Origin of the sequence: Streptomyces plumbidurans (assembly GCF_019857225.1) — a bacterium.
Taxonomy (GTDB): domain Bacteria; phylum Actinomycetota; class Actinomycetes; order Streptomycetales; family Streptomycetaceae; genus Streptomyces; species Streptomyces plumbidurans.
Genome location: NZ_JAFJSY010000010.1, coordinates 23,218 through 43,838 on the forward strand (window position 1 = coordinate 23,218; position 20,621 = coordinate 43,838).

Genomic DNA, 20,621 nt, shown 5'->3' on the forward strand with positions numbered 1-20,621 from the left:
CCACCCATAGTGGGCACATGCCCACTCCTTCGTCCACCCCAGCGTCCACAACAGGTCCCACCCCGGCCTCCACCCCGAATCGCCCGCACGAGCGCCGAGACATCGCCGAGTCCTTCGGCACCGATCCCGAGCGCTACGACCGCGCCCGGCCCCGCTACCCGGAAGCCCTGGTGCGGCGCATCGTGGACGCCCTCCCCGGCCCGGACGTTCTCGACGTCGGCTGCGGCACCGGGATCTCCGCCCGGCAGTTCCAGGAGGCGGGGTGCACGGTGCTCGGGGTCGACCCCGACCCGCGGATGGCCGCGCTGGCGCGGCGGCTCGGGACGGACGCGGAGGTGGCGACGTTCGAGGAGTGGGAGCCGCGGGGGCGCCGGTTCGACGCCGTCGTCGCCGGGACGGCCTGGCACTGGGTCGACCACGCCGCCGGTGTGGCCAAGGCGGCGAAGCTCCTGCGCCCCGGCGGCCTGCTGGCCCTCTTCTGGAACGTGGCGGACATCCCCGCCGACCTGGCCGAAGCGGTCGCCGACAGCTGCGAACGCGTCATGCCCGACGCGCCGTTCGACTTCCGCGCCGCCCTGACCAGGTCCATGGTGGACGGCTACCAGACCTTCCTCGTCAAGGCGGCCGACGGCATCCGGGAGGCCGGCGGCTTCGACGAGCCCGAACAGTGGCGCTACGACTGGGAGTTCACCTACACCCGGGACGCCTGGCTGGACGTCGTCCCCACCCAGGGCGCCTTCACCAGGCTCCCGCCCGACAAGCTCGCCGAGATCCTGACCGCCGTCGGCGCGGCCATCGACGCGCGGGGCGGCACGGTCACCATGCCCTACGCGACGCTGGCGGTCACCGCCCGGCGTACCTGATCAGAGCCGCTCCGGCGTCCGGATCCCCAGCAGCGCCATGCCCTTGTGCAGCGTGCGGGCCGTCACGTCGCACAGGAAGAGGCGGTTCTCCGCGACCTCCTGGGCGGGCGCCGGCTTCACCACCGGGCACTGGTCGTAGAACGTCGTGTACAGCGACGCCAGTTGGTAGAGGTACGCGGCCACCTTGTGCGGTGCGTACTCCGCGGACGCCTCGAAGACCGTCTCCCCGAACGCGTCCAGGTGCAGGGCCAACGCCCGCTCCGCCGGGGCCAGTTCGAGCTCCGGGTGGGCCAGCGGGGCGCGGTCGCCGGCCTTGCCGAAGATGGACCGGATACGGGCGTACGCATACTGCAGGTACACGCTCGTGTCGCCGTTCAGCGACACCATCTGGTCCAGGTCGAACTTGTAGTCGCGGTTCGGGGACGTCGACAGGTCCGCGTACTTCACGGCGCCGATGCCGACGTAGCGGCCGTTCTCGACGATCTCCGCCTCGCTCAGGCCCACCTTCTCGGCCTTCTCCCGCACGACCGCCGTGGCCCGCTCGACCGCCTCGTCCAGCAGGTCCTCCAGCCGGACCGTCTCGCCCTCACGGGTCTTGAACGGCTTGCCGTCCGCGCCGAGGACCGTGCCGTAGCCCATGTTGTGCGCGGTGACGTCGTCGCCCAGCCAGCCGGCCCGCCGGGCCGTCTCGAAGACCATCTTGAAGTGCAGCGACTGGCGCACGTCCACGACGTAGAGCAGCGTCGTCGCGTGCAGTTCGAAGACGCGGTTGCGGATCGCCGACAGGTCGGAGGCCGCGTAGCCGAAGCCGCCGTCCGCCTTCTGCACGATCAGCGGCACCGGCTGGTCGTCCTTGCCGCGGATCTCGTCGAAGAAGACGACCAGCGCGCCCTCGGAGCGCACGGCGACACCCGACTCCTCGAGCAGCCGCGCGGTCTCCGCCATCATGTCGTTGTACGCGGACTCGCCGACGATCTCCTCGTCGCGGATGCGCATGTCGAGCTTCTCGAAGACCGAGTTGAAGTAGACCTTCGACTCGTCCACGAACTGCTGCCACAGCTCGAGCGTCTCCTTGTCGCCGGACTGCAGGGCGACGACCCGCTTGCGGGCCCGCTCCTTGAACTCCTCGTCCGCGTCGAAGACCGCGCGCGAGGCCTTGTAGACACGGTTCAGATTGCTCATCGCCTGCTCGCCGTCGACGTCGGCCGCCGGGGCCAGCTCGCCGGGGTTCTCGAACAGGTACTGGATGAGCATGCCGAACTGCGTGCCCCAGTCGCCGATGTGATGCCGGCCGATCGTCTTCTCGCCGGTGAAGTCGAGCATGCCGCGCAGGGCGTCGCCGATGACGGCGGAGCGCAGATGGCCGACGTGCATCTCCTTCGCCACGTTCGGCTGGGCGTAGTCGACGACCGTGATGCCCGCGTTCTGCTTCAGGGGCACACCGAGCCGCTCGCCGTCCGCGTACCGCGCGGCGAGGTTGTCGATGATCGCCCGGTCCGCGAGCGTGACGTTCAGGAAGCCCGGTCCGGAGACCTCGATGTCCTTGATCACGTCACCGGTGGCGATGTTGCCGACGACCTGCGCCGCCAGCTCCCGCGGGTTGGCCTTGGCCTTCTTGGCGAGCGCGAGGATGCCGTTCGCCTGGAAGTCGGCCCGGTCGCTGCGTCGCAGCAGCGGGTCCGCACCGGCGGCCTCCGGCAGGGTGGCCGAGAGGGCGGACGCGAGCTGCTGCTGGACGGAGTCGCTGAGGGACGTGACCGAGGCCATAGGAAGGGGTGCCGTTCTCCTCGTGGGGATCGATAGACCCATCCAGTATCCCATGGTGGGTAAAGCGGTTTTCTTCGCCGCGATCGGGTCTGGGAGAATGGGGCGGTCAGCCGTGCGACCGTACCGGCTGCCCCAGGCCAGAAAGAAGGACGTGCCGATCGTGGCTCAGAGCACCGAGACCACCGACTGGGTCTCCCGTTTCGCGGATGAGGTCATCGAGGAGTCGGAGCGTCGGGCCCCCGGCAAACCCGTCGTCGTCGCGTCCGGTCTCTCGCCCTCCGGTCCGATCCACCTCGGCAACCTGCGCGAGGTCATGACCCCGCACCTCGTCGCCGACGAGATCCGCCGCCGCGGCCACCAGGTGCGCCACCTCATCTCCTGGGACGACTACGACCGCTACCGCAAGGTGCCGGCCGGCGTCGCCGGGGTCGACGAGACCTGGGCCGAGCACATCGGCAAGCCGCTGACCTCCGTCCCCGCGCCCAAGGGCTCCGCGCACCCGAACTGGGCCGAGCACTTCAAGGCCGCGATGACCGAGTCGCTGGCCGCGCTCGGCGTGGAGTTCGACGGGATCAGCCAGACCGCGCAGTACACCACCGGCGTCTACCGCGAGCAGATCCTGCACGCGATCGCGCACCGGGCCGAGATCGACGCGATCCTCGACCAGTACCGCACCAAGAAGGCCCCCGCCAAGAAGCAGCAGCAAAAGCCCCTGGACGAGGCCGAGCTGGAGGCCGCCGAGGGCTCCGGCGCGGCGAGCGAGGACGACGGCTCGTCCGGCTCCGCCGGGTACTTCCCGTACAAGCCGTACTGCGGCAACTGCGAGAAGGACCTGACCACCGTCACCGCCTACGACGACGACACCACCGAGCTGACGTACGCCTGCACCGCGTGCGGCTTCTCCGAGACCGTCCGGCTCAGCGAGTTCAACCGCGGCAAGCTGGTCTGGAAGGTCGACTGGCCGATGCGCTGGGCGTACGAGGGCGTCGTCTTCGAGCCCAGCGGCGTCGACCACTCCTCCCCGGGATCCTCCTTCCAGGTGGGCGGCCAGATCGTCGGGATCTTCGGCGGCAAGCAGCCGATCGGGCCGATGTACGCCTTCGTCGGCATCTCCGGCATGGCGAAGATGTCGTCCTCGCGCGGCGGCGTGCCCACTCCCGCCGACGCCCTGAAGATCATGGAGCCGCAGCTCCTGCGCTGGCTCTACGCCCGCCGCCGCCCCAACCAGTCCTTCAAGATCGCCTTCGACCAGGAGATCCAGCGGCTCTACGACGAGTGGGACAAGCTCGACGCCAAGGTCGCGGACGGCAGCGCCCTGCCGGGTGACGTCGCCGCGCACACGCGCGCGGTCGGCACCGCCGCCGGCGAACTGCCGAAGACCCCGCGCCCGCTGCCGTACCGCACGCTGGCCTCGGTCGCGGACATCACCGCCGGGCACGAGGACCAGGCGCTGCGCATCCTGAGCGAGCTGGACCCCGCCAACCCGCTCGGCTCACTGGACGAGGCGCGGCCCAGGTACGACAAGGCCGAGGCCTGGATCAACACGCAGGTCCCCGCAGACCAGCGGACCATCGTGCGCGACGAACCCGACGCCGAACTGCTGAAGTCCCTCGACGAGGACGGCCGGCAGTCCCTGCGGCTGCTCCTGGACGGACTCGCCGACAACTGGTCGCTGGACGGGCTCACCCACCTCGTCTACGGCGTCCCCAAGGTGCAGGCCGGCTTCCCCGCGGACGCCACGCCCAAGGAGCTGCCGCCCGAGATCAAGACCGCCCAGCGGTCGTTCTTCGCGCTGCTCTACCACCTGCTCGTCGGCCGCGACACCGGACCGCGCCTGCCCACGCTGCTGCTGGCGGTCGGGCAGGAGCGGGTGCGGGCCCTGCTCGGGGAGTGAGGCCCGGCCTCAGGCGATGTGGTCGTCTTCCAGTTCCGCCGTGTGGCGGTTCTGGAAGCGCATCACCATGCGCTTGGCCTCGGCGTCCATGAGGGGAACGCCGAAGGTGGCCTCCGCGTTGTCGCTGAACTCCCGCGGAGTCGGGTAGCTGCCGTTTATCGACTGCTTGAAGACCTGGTAGTACGACTCCTCGTCCGGCTCCGGGTTGCCGCCGCCCTCACCCAGCTCGCGGGTGCGGCCCGGACTCACCGGGATCTGAAAGCTGCCCGTCTCCTCCGGGGAGGGCTCGTCGTACACGGGCTCTTCCGGATACTCCCCGGGGTCGAAGTACTGCTCGGGCCCCGGGTACTGCTCCGACCCGGGGTACTGCTCCGGCTCGGGATACTGCTCGGGCTCGTAGGCCGGGTCGTAGTCCCCGTAGTACGGCGTCTCCTGCGGGTGCCGGGCATGCAGCCAGGGGCTGCCGTCCGGCTGCATGGGCGCCTGGTCGAGGGGCCCGGACTGCCGCGGGACCGGCGGGGCGATCTCCTGCACGGGCGTCGGCGACGGTGCGGGCGCCGGAGGCAGCACCGCCGGCTCTATCCCGGCCGCCGCCAGGCCCGACGGCGCCGTCTCCGCCAGCGGGACGCCGTAACGGGCCAGCCGCAGCGGCATCAGGGACTCCACTGGGGCCTTGCGCCGCCAGGCACGGCCGAAGCGGGAGCGCAGCCGGGCCTGGTAGACCAGCCGCTCCTGCTCCAGCTTGATCACCTGCTCGTAGGAACGCAGCTCCCACAGCTTCATACGACGCCACAGCAGGAACGTCGGCACCGGCGACAGCAGCCAGCGGGTGAGGCGGACCCCCTCCATGTGCTTGTCGGCCGTGATGTCCGCGATCCGGCCGATCGCGTGCCGGGCCGCCTCCACGGAGACCACGAAGAGCACCGGGATCACCGCGTGCATGCCCACGCCCAGCGGATCCGGCCAGGCGGCCGCGCCGTTGAAGGCGATCGTCGCCGCCGTCAGCAGCCAGGCCGTCTGCCGCAGCAGCGGGAACGGTATGCGGATCCAGGTGAGCAGGAGATCAAGGGCCAGCAGGACACAGATGCCCGCGTCGATGCCGATCGGGAAGACGTAGGCGAAGTTCCCGAAACCCTTCTTGAAGGCCAACTCGCGCACGGCCGCGTACGAACCCGCGAAGCCGATGCCGGCGATGATCACGGCGCCGGACACGACCACGGCGATGAGAACGCGGTGCATCCGAGTCAGCTGCAGTGGCGCGGCCACCCGTACTCCCCTCCCATTGCGTGCTGTTGCGCGCAACAGAGTGGCACAAGTGTCCGGCGAACGATGTGCCGGGCCAGGCGGAGCCCGGTCCCCACAGGGGGCCGGGCTCCGTCAAAAGGCGTTGCTGAGCTGCGAGTTGGCGTCCAGATGTGACGGTCAGCTCTTCTTGGAAGCCGAAGCGGACGCGGAGGGCGAAGAGGACTTCTGGGCCTTCGAGGCCGACGCGGACGGCTTCGCCGACGCCGACTTCGAGGCCGACGTGGACGGCGAGGGCTTGCCCGCACCCGAATCCGAGCCGCTGCCCGTGCCCGAACCGGCGCCGGTGGCCGAGCCGTCACCGTTCGCCGACGCCACCGATGCCACCGCCTCCTTGGCCGCCTTCTCCGCCGACTTCGTCAGATCCTCGGCCGACGGGGTCTTCTCGCCCGCCAGGCCCGCGCCGTTGTAGTCGAGCGTGATGACGACGTTCTCGACGCGCGTCACGATCGTCTGCTGCCTGAAGGCGCCTTCCTTCTTCTTCAGGTCGTAGCGCACCAGCGACGCCTCGTCGCCCGTCCCGGCGACCGGCTGCGTTGTGGTGTTCTTCGCGCCCTCGACGCCCTGGGCGTCCTTGACCTGCTTCTCGTAGTACGTGTGCGCCAGCTTGTCGCCCTCGCCGCGCTGCGCGTCCGAATCGAAACGCAGCAGCGAGACATTGAGCCAGCGGAACTGCGAGCCCTTCACACCGTTGTTGTCCAGGCTGCTCCACGAACAGCTCGCCCGCGTCGCGGTGTCGTCCGACTGACCCTCCTTGCCGGATTTGGCGCCCTTCGGCACCAGCGAGGTCAGGGTCTTCTTCGACAGCACCGCACACGAGCCGGGCAGCTTGCGGTATGCCGCCGCCTGCACCGTCGGCGAGGCGCTCGCGCCGGACGCGGACGACGTGTCACCGCCCGCTCCCTTGCCGCTCCCGCCTCCGTCACCGGAGCCGGAGTCCGAGGAGCAGCCGGCGGTGAGCACCAGCACGGGGAGCGCGAGGGCGCAGACGGCAAGGCGCGCCGGGCTCCTGTGCCACCTGTCCCGCTGGTTGTGCCGGTCTCGCTCTGCTGGTCGCTGCATGGTTCCTTCACTCATGACGCTGTGGTTCCTGCGGTCGACGGGTCGGGTCCGAGGGGCCACGGTACGCGGTGAGGAAACTGTGTGCTTCTGCTTCACAGGCATTGCGGTCGCGCGCCGAGCACGCGCGAACGGCCCCTAGCCGCCCAGGGTGTCAGCCAGTTGCGCGGCCAATTTCCGGGCCTTGTCCTGCATTTCCTTGCTGTCCGGCACGGCGCCGACCACGGCCGGCTGCTCCTCGTACTGGATGGTCACCATCACGTTGGACGTGCGGAACGCCACAGTCACCGTGCGCTGCTGAGCCGTCGAGGCGGAGCCGCTGACGGCGTCGTCGAGGAAGGCCTCGTCGCCCAGACCGCTCAGCACGCGGGGCTGCAGATCGGCCGGCGGGACGGAGGAGGACGCGGACGCCGAGGAGGACGGCGAACCGCTGGGATCGGCGCTCCCGCCGGCATCCGCACCCGGAGAGGCGGAACTCGTGGCGTCACCCGGCGCGCTGCTGCCGGAGGCCGCCGGCTCCGGAAGGTCAGCCGCCGTCTCCTTCTGCGCGAACAGCTCCTGCGCCTGGGCGTCGTCGCTCACGGAGTTGTCGTAGGACACGACACGTTCGAAGTCCACGAGGAGATGGTCGGTCGCGTCCGGCGACTGCACCTTCCAGCGGCAGCCGACCTTGCGGTCCGTGTCGTACGTCAGCGTGGCCTCGCCCTGGTACGCCTTGTCCCGCTGCTCCGCGTCGGTGATCTGCTTGATGCCCGGCAGCATCGAGTCCAGGGTGTCGTGGCCGACCGCACTGCACGGCTCCGGGAGCGTGCGGTACTTGCCGGGCTGCGCCGCCGCGGACGCGGTACCGGCCTCGCCGGGGTTCGAGTCGTCCGTCGAACCCCCGCTGCCCGAGCCTGCCGTGCAGCCGGCCAGCAGCGCCACGAGGAGCGCGGCCACGCCGGGTACATATGCCTTCCGCTGCACGGTCAGGCTCCTCTCTCGACGGTGGCCGACGGCCGGTGCTCCAGTGTCCCCGCTGGTTATTCGCTTGCTGCACGGGGGCGTCCCCTGGAGACAATGTCTATCGCACGCACTGCCGTGGACGCCGGTCCGTTGTCCCATTTCACTGACCTTGGCGCCGGTTTTGCGTTTCATCACTTCTGTTGCTGTTCCGGGGGAATGAGGAAGACATGTCGTACGTCGAAATGCCGGGCGCGAAGGTCCCGATCCGCATGTGGACCGACCCGGCGACGGTCGAGGACGCGGCCCTGCAGCAGCTGCGCAACGTCGCGACCCTCCCCTGGATCAAGGGCCTCGCGGTCATGCCGGACGTCCACTACGGCAAGGGCGCGACGGTCGGCTCGGTCATCGCGATGCAGGGCGCCGTCTGCCCCGCGGCGGTGGGCGTCGACATCGGCTGCGGCATGTCCGCGGTCAAGACCTCCCTGACGGTCAACGACCTGCCGGGAGACCTGTCGCGCCTGCGCTCGAAGATCGAGCAGGCGATCCCGGTGGGGCGGGGGATGCACGACGACCCGGTCGACCCGGGCCGCTTCCATGGGCTGGCGACGGCCGGGTGGGACGGCTTCTGGGGGCGGTTCGACGGGGTCGCGGAGGCGGTGCGGTTCCGGGGGGAGCGGGCGGCCAAGCAGATGGGGACGCTGGGGTCCGGAAATCACCATCTGGAAGTTTCGCTCGATTCGGACAATTCCGTGTGGCTGACACTGCACTCCGGTTCCCGGAACATCGGCAAGGAACTGGCCGAACATCACATCGGTGTGGCCCAGAAGCTCCCGCACAACCAGGGCCTGGTCGACCGCGACCTCGCCGTCTTCGTCGCGGACACCCCCCAGATGGCGGCCTACCGGAACGACCTCTACTGGGCGCAGGAGTACGCGAAGTACAACCGCTCGATCATGATGGCGCTTCTCAAGGACGTGATCCGCAGGGAGTTCAAGAAGGCGAAGCCGACTTTCGAGACGGAGGTCAGCTGCCATCACAACTACGTTGCGGAGGAGCGCTACGAAGGGATGGACCTGCTGGTGACCCGCAAGGGCGCAATCAGGGCGGGTGCAGGTGACCTGGGAATCATCCCGGGCTCGATGGGCACGGCCACGTACATCGTCAAGGGCCTCGGCAACGAACTGGCCTTCAACTCGGCGTCCCACGGGGCGGGTCGGCGCATGAGCCGCAACGCGGCGAAGCGGCGCTTCTCGACCAAGGATCTCGAGGACCAGACACGAGGCGTGGAGTGCCGCAAGGACTCCGGCGTCGTGGACGAGATCCCGGGCGCGTACAAGCCGATCGAGCGGGTGATGGATCAGCAGCGGGACCTCGTGGAGGTCGTGGCGAAGCTGAAGCAGGTCGTGTGTGTGAAGGGCTGAACAGCGGGACCCCCGGCTCGTACCGGGGGCCTCGTTCAGTCGGCTATCGCTTGTCCGGGACGGGGACTCGGCCGGTTCGCAGGCGCCACAGGCGGAGGCTGCAGCTCTGGACGGTCCGGCCGAGTTCGTCGGCGGCTGCCTTCGGGCTGTTGAGTTCCAGCAGGATCAGGTCCTCGTGCTCGTTCCAGCGGCGTGCCGTGTGAGCAGCTCTCATGCCCGCCGGGCGTGCCCAGTCGGCGAGTGAACCGGCGGCTGCGCGCTTGCGCTCCAAGGACAGACACCCTGGGTAGTACAGGTGAGCTGCCAGTTTTTGGGCGGCCTCCATCATGTAGAGGACGTTGTAGATGCCGTCGCGTGCGTTGCGCTTGAGATTGCGCGCGACGCCCGTGAATTCCTGCGCGTACTGGCACAGATGAGTGCCGATGGCCGTGCTGGCAGTGGTGAGAGAGATGAACGGGAAGCCCTTGCCCGTGTAGCCCACCGAGCCGTCGGCATCGATGACGCCTCGAAGGTAGTCGCGCTGTGCGAACTCGCCGCGCGGCGGGGAGATCGTCTTCGATTTGCGGCCATGGGGCAGGCCGAGGTCATCCAGCAGGGTCCGGGCTTCGAAGGAGCACAGGCTCCACACCGCGGAGGTATGGGTCTCGGCGAAGTTCGTCGACCGGGTGCGCTCGTGAATGCTGCTGTAGTACGGCGTCAGCTTCTGGAACTGGCGCAGAAGCTCGATGTCTCGGGCGTTGATCTCGACGCTCAGCTTGCCCTTCTGCCCCACTCCCTGCGCCAGGTGCCCGTCCGCCTGGAGAAAGCCGAACATGTACGCGTACTCGGGGACCCTCAGGTCCATGAACCCGTGGGCGCTAGTCTCGCAGTCAGCCATGAGGAAGCTCTGTCCTTCCTTGCTGGTCAGGCCCTCGGCCAGGGATGCCGCCCTGCCGAGGGCCGTCGATTTGAGGTTGTGCTGCGAGGCTAGATCGTCAGTTCAGCGGCTGTTCGGGTGATCGATGACGTTCACTCCTGTGAGTTATGCGGGACCCGGGCCGGGGGAGCTGTGTGCCGGGTGGTCGTCAGGCGGTGGGGGCGGACTCAAGGAGCGATGTGCGGAGGGTGTTCTGCAACTCCTCTGCATCCAGGGACAGTTGCTGGTTGACGTAGTGCTCGGTTGAGCCGTAGCGGGTTCTCAGGGAGGTGAGGTAGGTCTTCATCACCGAGCTCGGGGCCCTGCCGAAGCCCGGCCAGGACGGCTCGCGGCCGGCGTTGCGGGTCTTCCAGTCGGCGAGGAGGGCCGGTGTGGCCAGTTCGGTCAGGGTGTAGTCCTCGATGATTGCCTCGTCGGGGACGCCTGCCAACTCCAGGATCAGCGCCGCCAGTTGGCTCGTGCGGTCCTTGCCCGAGGCGCAGTGGAAGACCAGCGGGGTGTTCGCCTGCACCGCCTCCGTGACCAACTGCAGGGCGCGGCCAATCTCCTTGACCCCGTCCTCGGCCAACCTCCATGTAGCGTGCGGCCAGATACGGGCCGGGGTCGACGTCCGGGCCCTGGATCGCCTGGTCGTACGGGCGGTGCTCGATGCTCAGGTTGTGGTACGTCAACGAGCCGTGCTCCGGTACGCGCCCCTGGGCCTCGGCCTCCCAGGGGTGGCGCAGGTCGATCACGGTGCGGATGCCCAGCGACCGGAAGCGGTCCCAGTCCGCGGTGCCCTCGCGCAGCTTGCCCAGGGAATCCGCGCGGTACAGCAGGCCGGTGCGGACGCGGCGGCCGTCGGCGGTGGCGTAGCCGCCGAGGTCGCGGAAGTTGTGCAGGGCGTCGAAAGGTATGTGTCTGTCCACGGACCATGACCCTACGTCGCCTGCGGCGCCGCCTACTTGGCGTGCAGCACCGCGTAGATCATCACGAACGCCACGATGTGGATGCCGAAGAGGAAGTACGCGAGGTAGTACCAGACGTACCGCTCGCGCTTCTTCTCCGCCGTCAGCCGCTGCTGCTCCCTCTCGTCCGCCATCACAGCTCCCGGTGGACCTTGGTGTTGGAGGCCTGCGCGCGGGGGCGCAGGACCAGCAGGTCGACGTTGACGTGGCTGGGGCGGGTGACCGCCCAGGTGATCGTCTCCGCCACGTCGTCGGCCGTCAGGGGTTCGGCCACGCCCTCGTAGACCTTCGACGCCTTCGCCTCGTCGCCGCCGAAGCGGGTGAGCGCGAACTCGTCGGTCTTGACCATGCCGGGCGCGATCTCGATGACCCGGACCGGGCGGCCGACGATCTCCAGGCGGAGGGTCTCGGCGAGGACGTGCTCGCCGTGCTTGGCGGCGACATAGCCCGCGCCGCCCTCGTAGGTGCCGAGGCCCGCGGTGGAGGAGACGACCACCACCGTGCCGTCGCCGCTCGCCTCCAGCTTGGGCAGCAGGGCCTGGGTGACGTTCAGGGTGCCGAGGACGTTCGTCTCGTACATCGTGCGCCAGTGGGCCGGGTCGCCGGTCGCCACCGGGTCGGCGCCGAGCGCGCCGCCCGCGTTGTTGACGAGGACGCCGACCGTGCTGAAGGCGCTCGCGAACTCGTCGACCGCCGCGCGGTCGGTGACGTCGAGCTGGTACGCCGCGGCGGAGTGTCCCGCCGCGTTGATCTCCTCCGCCAGCGCCTCGATCCGGTCCTTGCGGCGGGCGGTCAGCACGACGCGGTGTCCCGCGGCGGCCAGCTGCCGGGCCGTGGCGGCACCGATCCCGCTGCTGGCACCGGTGACGATCGCGATGCGGGAGGCTGCGGACGGTGCGGTTGCCATGCGGTGCTCCTGGTCTGCGGTGGCGGTCGGCTCCATTCAGCGTAAGTGAGGCTCAGCCGCCGTTCCGCGGCGCCCACATGATCAGCGCCATTCCCGCGAGGCAGACCAGCGCGCCGGTGATGTCCCAGCGGTCGGGGCGGTAGCCGTCCGCGACCACGCCCCACAGGAGCGAACCGGCGACGAAGATCCCGCCGTATGCGGCGAGGATGCGGCCGAAGTGGGCGTCGGGCTGGAAGGTGGCGACGAAGCCGTAGGCGCCGAGGGCCAGCACGCCTCCGGCCATCCACAGCCAGCCACGGTGCTCACGCACGCCCTGCCAGATCAGCCACGCCCCGCCGATCTCGAAGATCGCGGCGACGAGGAAGAGGGCGGCGGAGCGGACGATCAGCATGGTGCCAGCGTGCCATGGGCGCCGTCTCCTGCGGGGGCTGTCACCTGCGGACGCTGTCGCCTGCGGGTGGTGTCACCTGATGGACGGCGACTGGCATCGGCCTGGCGTGGGATACATCCAACAGGGGCCACGTACTACTTCCAGGGGAGCACGCATGGCCGGTGACGCGCGTGAGCGGCTGCTCGACGAGCTGTCCGTCGTCTCGCGCCGCTACATGGCCTCGTACGCCCTGTTCAACCAGGCCGTAGCCGACCATCTGGGGCTGCACCCGACCGATCTGCAGTGTCTGAACCTGCTGACGCTGGAGGGCGCGCCGGTGACGACCGGACGGATCGCGGAGCTGACGGGGCTGACCACCGGGTCGGCGACCCGGCTCGTGGACCGGCTGGAGCGGGCCGGCTATGTCGTGCGGGAGCGGGACGCGGAGGACCGGCGGAGGGTGCTGGTGGCGACCGTGCCGGAGCGGATCGCGGAGTTCGGGCGGCTGTGGGACCGGCTGGGCGGCGGCTGGTCCGCCCTCTTCGACGAACTGGACGACGCCGAACTGGCCGTGGTCGTCGGGCACATGCGCCGGACGGTGGAGTTCGGCGCGGAGCAGATCGCGCGGTTGCGGGCGGGCGGGGTCTGAAACGCCGCCGTGGCCCGGCGTTCGGACCGCGTCCTAGGACGCCGCGGCGTTCCCGGCGTCGTACTGCTCCCGTGCCGCGTGCACCTCGTCGAAGTGGGTCTCGGCCCAGGTCTTCACCGCGGTCATCAACTGCGCGAGGCTGCCGCCCAGTTCGGTGAGTTCGTAGTCGACGCGGACCGGCACGGAGGGGGTGACCGTGCGGGTGACGAGGCCGTCGCGCTCCAGTGCGCGCAGGGTCTGCGTGAGCATCTTGGGGCTCACGCCCGCGATCTTGCGGCTGAGGTCGCTGTAGCGCATCGGGCCGCTCGACAGGGCGGCGAGAACCAGGCTGACCCACTTGTCGCTGAGGCGGTCCAGGAGCTGGTTGGTGGGGCAGGCGCGCAGGAAGGCGTCGTAGGCGGTGCGGGCCTGCTCGCGCTTCTGGGCGGCGGTCATGGTCGCCATGGCTCTCCTCCGGGTGAGGTAGGCACCTTCAGGTAACTACTTCCTCCTGGATAGTAACTCTTCCTACGGTTGTTGCAGCACTTCAGAAACGCGAAACAACCATCTCGATTCCGGGAGAGACAACTATGCGTGCTGCAGTAGTGAGGACCTTCGGCGGGCCCGAGACCGTGGAGATCGTGGAGGCGGAGGTGCCCGAGCCGGGCGCCCGTCAGGTGCGGATCAAGGTCGCGGCGGCCGCGCTGAACCCGGTGGACGCGGGTGTGCGCGGCGGGTTCTTCGGGGGTGCGGGCAAGCGGATCGGCTTCGGCTGGGACGTCGCCGGGACGGTGGACGCGACGGGGGTGGCGACCGCGTGGAGCGTCGGCGACGAGGTGGTGGCCCTGGACCCGGGCATGGTGCGGCCGCTGGGCACCCATGCCGAGTACGTCGTCGTCGACACGGACGCGGTGGCGAAGGCGCCGGCCACGGTCGACGCCGTGCATGCCTCGACCCTGCCGCTGAACGCCCTGACCGCCGAACAGGCCCTGGAGTTGCTGGAGTTGACCGAAGGGCAGTCGCTGCTGGTGACGGGCGCCGCGGGCGCGGTCGGCGGGTTCGCGATCCAGCTCGCCGCTCGCCGGGGCGTGTCGGTGACCGGGCTCGCCCGCGAGGGCGACGAGGAGCTCGTACGGTCCCTGGGCGCCGACTTCGCGTCCAAGACCGCCGAACTGGGCACCTTCGACGCCGTGCTGGACGCCGCGAACCTCGGCGAGGCGGCCCTGGAGTGGGTCCGTGACGGCGGCGCCTACGTGGGGGTGCGGCCCGGCGGTCACCCCGAGTCGGTGCGCGGGGTGCGGACCACCGCGGTCGCCGTCACCGCCGACGGTGCCCGTCTCGCGAGGCTGGCGGCCCTGGTCGACGAGGGCGTACTGACCCTGCGGGTGGCCGAGACCTACCCCCTGGACGACGCCGCGAAGGCCCACGCCCGTCTGGACGCGGGCGGGGTTCGTGGTCGCCTGGTCCTGGTTCCTTGAGCGGGAGCGCCGGCGGGGGCGCGGTCGGCGGGACGAGGCAGACGGGGGCGCGGTCGGCGGGGCGCGGTCGGCGGGACGATGGAATCCCGGTGATGGTGAGGTGAGGTGAGGTGCGGCGAGGCTGCTAGACCGCGCCCTGCGCGTACGCCGTCGGCGGCACCCCCACCGTCGCCGTGAAGTCCCGTACCAGATGGGCCTGGTCGGCATAGCCGAGGTCGGCCGCGAGGGTCGCCCAGTCGACGTCCCGGTCGGTCTCGGCGCGCTCCAGGGCCTCGTGGATGCGGTAGCGCAGGACGACCCACTTGGGGCCCACGCCGACGTACCCGGCGAACAGGCGCTGCAGCACTCGTACGGACATGCCCTCGGCGCGGGCGAAGTCGCCGACGCGGCGGATCGTGCGGTCGGCGCGGATGCGGTCGACCAGGGTCATCGCGAGGTCGGCCTGCGGGTCGGGTCGCGGGGCGAGGCCGAGGAGGAAGGCGTCCAGGGCGGCGACCCGGGCGTCCTCGTCGTCGGGTCCGAGTACGGCGTGCGGGTCGGCGTCGAGGGGGACCTCGGGGAAGCGGACCCGCCGGCCGGTCCAGTCGCTCACCGGCCGGCCGGGGACGAAGGGGCGGAAGCCGCCGGGCCGGAACTGGATGCCGCACACCCGCCCCCGCCCCTCCAGCTTCTGCGTGAACAGTTCGAGCCCGATCCCCGCGACCTCGGCGAACGGCTCCTGCCCGGCGAACCGCTGGAAGACGACGTTGACCGAGGGGTGCGGGACCACGTGCGAGGCGTACGGCCGGGTGAGGTCCCAGTCGATCAGCCAGTAGTGCTCCAGATACGGGCGCAGCGGCTCGGCGGGCTCGCGGCGGCGGAAGCGCACCTGCGCGAGGAGCTCCGCGGCGTCGACGATCCCTCGGTGGTCACGGCGTGGGGCGGCCATGTCCGGATCGTAGGACGGGGCACTGACAGTCGCCGGAATAAGGGGACCCGGGTGACCGTTCAGCGGTATAGTTGAACGGTCAACAACTTGGAGGTTGAGCGACCATGCAGTTCGGGATCTTCAGCGTCGGCGACGTCACGCCGGACCCGACCACGGGGCGTACGCCGAGCGAGCGCGAGCGCATCAAGGCCATGGTCGCGATCGCGCTGAAGGCCGAGGAGGTGGGGCTCGACGTCTTCGCGACCGGCGAGCACCACAACCCGCCGTTCGTGCCGTCGTCCCCGACCACGATGCTCGGCCACATCGCCGCGCGGACCGAGAACCTGATCCTGTCCACCTCCACGACCCTCATCACCACCAACGATCCGGTGAAGATCGCTGAGGACTTCGCGATGCTCCAGCACCTGGCCGACGGGCGCGTGGACCTGATGCTGGGCCGCGGCAACACCGGCCCGGTCTACCCCTGGTTCGGGCAGGACATCCGGCAGGGCATCAACCTCGCCGTCGAGAACTACGCCCTGCTGCACCGGCTGTGGCGCGAGGACGTGGTGAACTGGGAGGGCAAGTTCCGCACCCCGCTGCAGGGCTTCACCTCCACCCCGCGCCCGCTGGACGGCGTCCCGCCGTTCGTCTGGCACGGCTCCATCCGCTCCCCGGAGATCGCCGAGCAGGCCGCGTACTACGGCGACGGCTTCTTCCACAACAACATCTTCTGGCCGGCCGACCACACCAAGCGGATGGTCGAGCTGTACCGCACCCGCTACGCCCACTACGGCCACGGCACGCCCGAGCAGGCGATCGTCGGCCTCGGCGGGCAGGTCTTCATGCGCAGGAACTCCCAGGACGCGGTCCGCGAGTTCCGCCCCTACTTCGACAACGCCCCGGTCTACGGCCACGGTCCCTCGCTGGAGGACTTCACCGACCAGACCCCGCTGACCGTCGGCTCCCCGCAGGAGGTCATCGAGAAGACCCTCGCCTTCCGCGAGTACGCCGGTGACTACCAGCGCCAGCTGTTCCTCGTGGACCACGCCGGGCTGCCGCTGAAGACCGTGCTGGAGCAGCTCGACCTGCTGGGCGAGGAGGTCGTGCCGGTGCTGCGCAAGGAGTTCGCGAAGGACCGCCCGGCCGATGTGCCCGAGGCGCCGACCCATGCGTCGCTGCTGGCCGCCGAGCAGTCGGCCGCCGCCGAGCAGGACGAGCACAAGGCCGAGCAGGACGAGCACAAGGAGGCCGTCGTATGAAGCTCGTCGTCGTCTCGGCGGGACTGAGCGTCCCGTCCTCCACCCGGCTGCTGGCCGACCGGCTGGCCGCCGCGGTCGGGCGGCAGGCCCCGGTCGACACCGAGGTCGTGGAGCTGCGCGAGCTCGCCGTGGAGATCGCGCACAACTTCACCAACGGGTTCCCGGGCCGCGCTCTGTCCGCCGCCATCGAGGCCGTGACCGGCGCGGACGGCCTGATCGTCGTCACACCGGTGTTCTCGGCCTCGTACAGCGGACTGTTCAAGTCCTTCTTCGACGTGCTCGACAAGGGCGCGCTGGCGGGCAAGCCGGTGCTGATCGCGGCGACCGGCGGCACCGCCCGGCACTCCCTGGTGCTGGACCACGCGCTGCGCCCGCTCTTCGCCTACCTGCGCGCGGTGGTCGTGCCCACCGGGGTCTATGCCGCCTCGGAGGACTGGGGCGCCGAGGGCCTGGAGGGCCGCGTCGACCGGGCGGCGGGGGAGCTGGCGGGACTGATGACCGGGCTGTCGACCGGGCAGTCGGCGACGCGTCCGGTCAGGGACGACTACGACGTGGTGCCGTTCGCCGACCGGCTCGCGGCGCTGTCGCGAGGGGGCGGCGGGCTGGGGTGAAAGGGGACGGCGGGTCGCGGTGAGAGGACGGCGGGCGCCCGCGCCTGCGCCCGTCTGTGACGGTGAGAGCGCGGTAAAAAGGCTGATCGTGGACCGGCCCACCCGGCTGAACCGGCACCGGCCAAGGCAGACTGGGGGTGTGCCCCAGACTGTGCTGCTCGCCGAAGACGACCGTGCCATCCGTCATGCCCTGCAGCGGGCCCTGAGCCTCGAGGGCTACCAGGTCATCGCGGTCGCCGACGGCGTCGAGGCGCTCGCGCAGGCGCACAAGTCGCCGCCGGACGTCCTGCTGCTGGACGTGATGATGCCCGGCATCGACGGGCTCCAGGTCTGCAGGGTGCTGCGGGCCGAGGGCGACCGCACACCGATCCTGATGCTCACCGCGCTCGTCGAGACCGCGGACCGGATCGCGGGCCTGGACGCGGGCGCCGACGACTACGTGGTCAAGCCGTTCGACGTCGAGGAGGTCTTCGCGCGGCTGCGCGCCCTGCTGCGCCGCACCAGCCCCGACAACGGCCAGCCGACCGGTCAGGCGGCCGGTCAGCCGTCCGGCCAGCCCAAGGAACAGCCCCAGGTCCCCGACCGGCAGATCGAGGCCGCGGGACTGCGCATGGACGTACAGGCCCGGCGCGCCTGGCGCGGCGAGCGCGAACTGGAGCTGACCCGCACGGAGTTCGAGCTGCTCGAACTGCTGGTGCGCAACGCCGGGATCGTCCTGGACCACTCCACCATCTACGACCGCATCTGGGGCTACGACTTCGGGCCCGGCTCCAAGAACCTCGCCGTGTACGTCGGCTACCTGCGCCGCAAGCTCGACGAGCCCTCGGCCCCGGCCCTGATCCACACGGTCCGCGGGGTGGGTTACGTGCTCCGGGAGGACTGAGTGGGCCGGCTCAGATGGCTGCCGGTCCTCCGGCGGCCCGGGCTGGTCTCCTTGCGCACGACCTTCGCCGTGTCGTTCGCGGCGGTCACCGCCGCCGTCACGGTGCTGGTCGGCGTGCTGTCGTACAGCGCGGCCGCCCGGCTGGTCCGCGTCGACCAGGAGTCGGTGTTCGACCAGGTCGTGCAGGACGTACGGGACGAGGTGCGCCAGCACCGGATGACGCCGGAGGACTTCTCCTCGTCCGCGCCGGGGCACGACGTGGTGCGGCCCGCCCGGACGGACGTACAGGTGCTGGGGCCGGACGGCGACGTCGTCGACCCGGGCAGGCCCGCCCTGCCGGTCACGGCCGCCGACCGCTCCGTCGTGGCGAGCCGTACCGCTGGGAAGATGGTCGAGCACAAGGACGTCGACGTCGCCGCGGACGTCTACCGCGTCGCCACCGTCTCGCTCGGCGCCGGGCGGGGCGCGGTGCAGGTCGCGCAGGAGTTCAGCGACACCGAGGACCTGCTGCGGGCACTGCAGCAGCGCACGCTGATCCTGATGGGTGCGGTGGTGGTCGGTGCGGGTCTGTTCGGCTGGTGGCTGGCCCGGCGCATCACCCGCCGGCTGATCATCCTGACCTCGGCCGCCGAGGACGTGGCCCGCACCCGCCGGCTCGGCATCCAGGTGCCCGTCACCGGCTACGACGAGGTGGGCCGGCTCGGCCGCGCCTTCGACCGCATGCTGGGCCGCCTCGCCCAGTCGGAGGAGGACCAGCGCCGCCTGGTCCAGGACGCGGGCCACGAACTGCGCACACCGCTCACCTCGCTGCGTACGAACATCTCCCTGCTGCGCCGGATCGACGAACTGCCGCCCGCCGCGCGCGAGGACCTGGTCGCCGACCTCGGCCAGGAGGCGCGCGAACTGACCGACCTGGTCAACGAGTTGGTGGACCTGGCCGCGGGCCAGTCCGACAGCGAGCCCCCGCAGCGGGTGGACCTCGCCGAGATCGCCGAGGACGTCGCGGGGCTCGCCCGGCGCCGTACCGGCCGCGAGGTCAGGGTGCGGGCGAGCGGCGACACGACGACCGACGGGCGGCCGGGAATGCTGCAGCGCGCGATGTCCAACCTGGTCGAGAACGCGGCCAAGTTCGACCGCGACGGCACGGGCCCCATCGAGATCGCCGTCCTCGGCCCCGCCCGCCCGGGCACGGTCCGCGTCGAGGTCCTCGACCGCGGCCCCGGCGTCGCCGACTGCGACCTGCTCCGCATCTTCGACCGCTTCTACCGCGCAACCGACGCCCGCTCCCTCCCCGGCTCCGGCCTCGGCCTCTCGATCGTCCGCGAGGTCGCCACGGCTCACGGCGGCGCCCCGTTCGCCTTCCGCCGCGAGGGCGGGGGATCGGTGATCGGGTTCTCGGTGGTGGGGGTGCCTCCGGCCTGAGGGTCGGGTGCGAGACTGGCGGGCGCGCCGGAAGAGCCGTCCGGTGCGTTGGGGGGGAGCCCGTGGGCAGGCCAAGAAGCAGGACCCGTATCGCCACCGTCCTGGCCCTCGCAGGCCTGGCCGCCGGGGCCGTCCTCGCCGCCCGTACGGTCAACTCGCCCACCCACGGCGTACGTTCGGCACCCGGCGCAAACACCCCGGAGTGCCGCCGGGTCGTGCGGGAGTACCCGGCCCGGCTCGCGGGACTGAAGCGCACGGACACCGGCGGGCCCGGCGTGGCCGTGTGGGGCGACGGCGCGATCACCGCCCGCTGCGGACTCGAACCACCCGCCCCGACCACCGACGCCTGCGTGACCGTGAACGACGTCGCCTGGGTGTGGCGGCCGCACTCGGCGAACCGTGAACGACTCCTCGTCACCTACGGCCGTGACCCCGCCGTGGAACTCACCGTCTCCGGACGGGTCGCCGCCGTGGACGAGGTCCTGGTGCAACTCAGCGCTCTCGTGAAGCCGATCGCGAGCAGGTCGAACTGCATAGGCGAGGACGACGTGGCGGGGTAACGCCGTGTCTCACGGACGGCTGCCGCGGCCCTCGTTCAGCGGGCGGCGTCAGGGGCGCCGTCGCCCCCACCGGCATCCGCCCGCCACGTCATGGTCACGCTCATGTGCGCCTCCGCGCCGGACTTGGCGATGACGGCGCCGAACTCGGCGTTGAACTGCATGCCGAACTCCAGGCTGACCTCGTCCGGACGGCTCGGCATGTCCCGCAGCCGCCGCAGGGCGGACGAAGCCGCCGTCCGGATACGGTCGATGCCCTCCTCGAACGAGGTGGCCGCGTCGGCGACGGCGTTGCCCAGCCGGGACACCTCCACCACGCCCGGTTCGTCCCCCGCGACCTCCATGACCACGTAGCCGTCGCCGTCCTCCGACGGAAACCTCACCAACTGCGCCATGTCCCTGCCCCCTTCGGCTTCCCCGTACGGGCCCGCACGGGCCCCACGCTGTATGACCTGCGGCCGTCTTCCGCTCGCGAGCCAATG

22 protein-coding genes and 1 pseudogene are annotated in these 20,621 nt (G+C 70.7%); 10 read left to right on the forward strand and 13 right to left on the reverse strand.

Features of this window, described 5'->3' with window-relative positions; genetic code table 11:
• Positions 1 to 17 precede the first annotated feature (17 nt).
• The gene (locus JYK17_RS08700) at positions 18 to 863 is read left to right on the forward strand and encodes a class I SAM-dependent methyltransferase (protein WP_261995542.1); all 846 of its coding nucleotides are present in this window, start codon (positions 18 to 20) and stop codon (positions 861 to 863) included.
• Here JYK17_RS08700 and argS read toward each other — a convergent pair whose 3' ends face one another.
• Positions 864 to 2,630: an arginine--tRNA ligase gene (argS, locus tag JYK17_RS08705; RefSeq protein WP_108014419.1), complete on the reverse strand. Its 1,767-nt coding sequence runs from the start codon at positions 2,628 to 2,630 to the stop codon at positions 864 to 866.
• 151 nt (positions 2,631 to 2,781) lie between these two features.
• Between argS and lysS the strand changes: the two genes are divergently transcribed.
• Positions 2,782 to 4,524 carry a lysine--tRNA ligase gene (gene lysS, locus JYK17_RS08710; RefSeq protein WP_222810133.1) on the forward strand — a complete coding sequence of 581 codons (1,743 nt, stop codon included), beginning with the start codon at positions 2,782 to 2,784 and terminating at the stop codon, positions 4,522 to 4,524.
• Between the two features lie 9 nt (positions 4,525 to 4,533).
• On the opposite strand, the gene JYK17_RS08715 is transcribed toward lysS, so the two are convergent.
• The 3 genes from JYK17_RS08715 to JYK17_RS08725 all read right to left on the reverse strand — a co-directional run bounded on the left by JYK17_RS08715 (position 4,534) and on the right by JYK17_RS08725 (position 7,851).
• Positions 4,534 to 5,790: a DUF2637 domain-containing protein gene (locus JYK17_RS08715; RefSeq protein WP_181362581.1), complete on the reverse strand. Its 1,257-nt coding sequence runs from the start codon at positions 5,788 to 5,790 to the stop codon at positions 4,534 to 4,536.
• 156 nt (positions 5,791 to 5,946) lie between these two features.
• The gene (locus JYK17_RS08720) at positions 5,947 to 6,903 is read right to left on the reverse strand and encodes a DUF3558 domain-containing protein (protein ID WP_222810134.1); all 957 of its coding nucleotides are present in this window, start codon (positions 6,901 to 6,903) and stop codon (positions 5,947 to 5,949) included.
• 120 nt (positions 6,904 to 7,023) lie between these two features.
• A complete protein-coding gene (locus tag JYK17_RS08725; RefSeq protein WP_108014423.1) occupies positions 7,024 to 7,851 on the reverse strand; it encodes a hypothetical protein in 828 nt (275 codons plus the stop codon).
• 206 nt (positions 7,852 to 8,057) lie between these two features.
• Here JYK17_RS08725 and JYK17_RS08730 point away from each other — a divergent pair, with 206 nt between their 5' ends.
• A complete protein-coding gene (locus JYK17_RS08730; protein WP_222810135.1) occupies positions 8,058 to 9,251 on the forward strand; it encodes an RtcB family protein in 1,194 nt (397 codons plus the stop codon).
• A 43-nt stretch (positions 9,252 to 9,294) separates the two neighbouring features.
• Here JYK17_RS08730 and JYK17_RS08735 read toward each other — a convergent pair whose 3' ends face one another.
• The 6 genes and pseudogenes from JYK17_RS08735 to JYK17_RS08755 all read right to left on the reverse strand — a co-directional run bounded on the left by JYK17_RS08735 (position 9,295) and on the right by JYK17_RS08755 (position 12,412).
• A complete protein-coding gene (locus tag JYK17_RS08735) occupies positions 9,295 to 10,128 on the reverse strand; it encodes an LAGLIDADG family homing endonuclease (RefSeq protein WP_108014425.1) in 834 nt (277 codons plus the stop codon).
• 187 nt (positions 10,129 to 10,315) lie between these two features.
• Positions 10,316 to 10,735 carry a tyrosine-protein phosphatase gene (locus tag JYK17_RS40975; RefSeq protein ID WP_308011660.1) on the reverse strand — a complete coding sequence of 140 codons (420 nt, stop codon included), beginning with the start codon at positions 10,733 to 10,735 and terminating at the stop codon, positions 10,316 to 10,318.
• A 136-nt stretch (positions 10,736 to 10,871) separates the two neighbouring features.
• A pseudogene (locus tag JYK17_RS40980) lies at positions 10,872 to 11,075 on the reverse strand (tyrosine-protein phosphatase); the annotation flags it as partial.
• A 32-nt stretch (positions 11,076 to 11,107) separates the two neighbouring features.
• On the reverse strand, positions 11,108 to 11,248 hold the full coding sequence (locus JYK17_RS08745) for a hypothetical protein (protein WP_181362582.1): 141 nt from the start codon (positions 11,246 to 11,248) through the stop codon (positions 11,108 to 11,110).
• A complete protein-coding gene (locus JYK17_RS08750) occupies positions 11,248 to 12,021 on the reverse strand; it encodes an SDR family NAD(P)-dependent oxidoreductase (protein ID WP_108014607.1) in 774 nt (257 codons plus the stop codon). Before JYK17_RS08750 ends, JYK17_RS08745 begins: the two co-directional genes overlap by 1 nt.
• Before the next feature lie 52 nt (positions 12,022 to 12,073).
• Positions 12,074 to 12,412: a YnfA family protein gene (locus tag JYK17_RS08755; RefSeq protein WP_108014427.1), complete on the reverse strand. Its 339-nt coding sequence runs from the start codon at positions 12,410 to 12,412 to the stop codon at positions 12,074 to 12,076.
• Positions 12,413 to 12,566: 154 nt separating this feature from the next.
• Between JYK17_RS08755 and JYK17_RS08760 the strand changes: the two genes are divergently transcribed.
• Positions 12,567 to 13,040, forward strand: coding sequence for a MarR family winged helix-turn-helix transcriptional regulator (locus tag JYK17_RS08760; protein ID WP_108014428.1), 474 nt, complete (start codon positions 12,567 to 12,569; stop codon positions 13,038 to 13,040).
• Between the two features lie 33 nt (positions 13,041 to 13,073).
• Here the strand turns inward: JYK17_RS08760 and JYK17_RS08765 are convergent, their stop codons facing one another.
• Positions 13,074 to 13,484 (reverse strand): winged helix-turn-helix transcriptional regulator, encoded by a 411-nt coding sequence (locus JYK17_RS08765; RefSeq protein WP_128802635.1) that lies wholly within the window; start codon positions 13,482 to 13,484, stop codon positions 13,074 to 13,076.
• 125 nt (positions 13,485 to 13,609) lie between these two features.
• On the opposite strand from JYK17_RS08765, the gene JYK17_RS08770 reads away from it, so the two are divergent.
• On the forward strand, positions 13,610 to 14,497 hold the full coding sequence (locus JYK17_RS08770) for an NADP-dependent oxidoreductase (protein ID WP_222810136.1): 888 nt from the start codon (positions 13,610 to 13,612) through the stop codon (positions 14,495 to 14,497).
• A 124-nt stretch (positions 14,498 to 14,621) separates the two neighbouring features.
• Here JYK17_RS08770 and JYK17_RS08775 read toward each other — a convergent pair whose 3' ends face one another.
• A complete protein-coding gene (locus JYK17_RS08775; protein ID WP_128802637.1) occupies positions 14,622 to 15,425 on the reverse strand; it encodes a helix-turn-helix domain-containing protein in 804 nt (267 codons plus the stop codon).
• A gap of 104 nt (positions 15,426 to 15,529) precedes the next feature.
• Here JYK17_RS08775 and JYK17_RS08780 point away from each other — a divergent pair, with 104 nt between their 5' ends.
• The 5 genes from JYK17_RS08780 (at position 15,530) to JYK17_RS08800 (ending at position 20,142) form a co-directional block, all read left to right on the forward strand.
• On the forward strand, positions 15,530 to 16,666 hold the full coding sequence (locus tag JYK17_RS08780) for an LLM class flavin-dependent oxidoreductase (RefSeq protein WP_222810137.1): 1,137 nt from the start codon (positions 15,530 to 15,532) through the stop codon (positions 16,664 to 16,666).
• Complete coding sequence (locus JYK17_RS08785) at positions 16,663 to 17,277, forward strand: FMN reductase (RefSeq protein WP_222810138.1); 615 nt, start codon at positions 16,663 to 16,665, stop codon at positions 17,275 to 17,277. The genes JYK17_RS08780 and JYK17_RS08785 overlap by 4 nt, the downstream gene beginning before the upstream one ends.
• Before the next feature lie 151 nt (positions 17,278 to 17,428).
• The gene (locus JYK17_RS08790) at positions 17,429 to 18,160 is read left to right on the forward strand and encodes a response regulator transcription factor (RefSeq protein WP_128804498.1); all 732 of its coding nucleotides are present in this window, start codon (positions 17,429 to 17,431) and stop codon (positions 18,158 to 18,160) included.
• Positions 18,161 to 19,582 carry a sensor histidine kinase gene (locus JYK17_RS08795; protein ID WP_222810139.1) on the forward strand — a complete coding sequence of 474 codons (1,422 nt, stop codon included), beginning with the start codon at positions 18,161 to 18,163 and terminating at the stop codon, positions 19,580 to 19,582.
• 62 nt (positions 19,583 to 19,644) lie between these two features.
• Positions 19,645 to 20,142, forward strand: a complete 498-nt coding sequence (locus JYK17_RS08800; protein WP_222810140.1) for a DUF3515 family protein — start codon at positions 19,645 to 19,647, stop codon at positions 20,140 to 20,142.
• A 35-nt stretch (positions 20,143 to 20,177) separates the two neighbouring features.
• Here JYK17_RS08800 and JYK17_RS08805 read toward each other — a convergent pair whose 3' ends face one another.
• A complete protein-coding gene (locus JYK17_RS08805; protein WP_108014436.1) occupies positions 20,178 to 20,534 on the reverse strand; it encodes a CU044_2847 family protein in 357 nt (118 codons plus the stop codon).
• Positions 20,535 to 20,621: the final 87 nt, after the last annotated feature.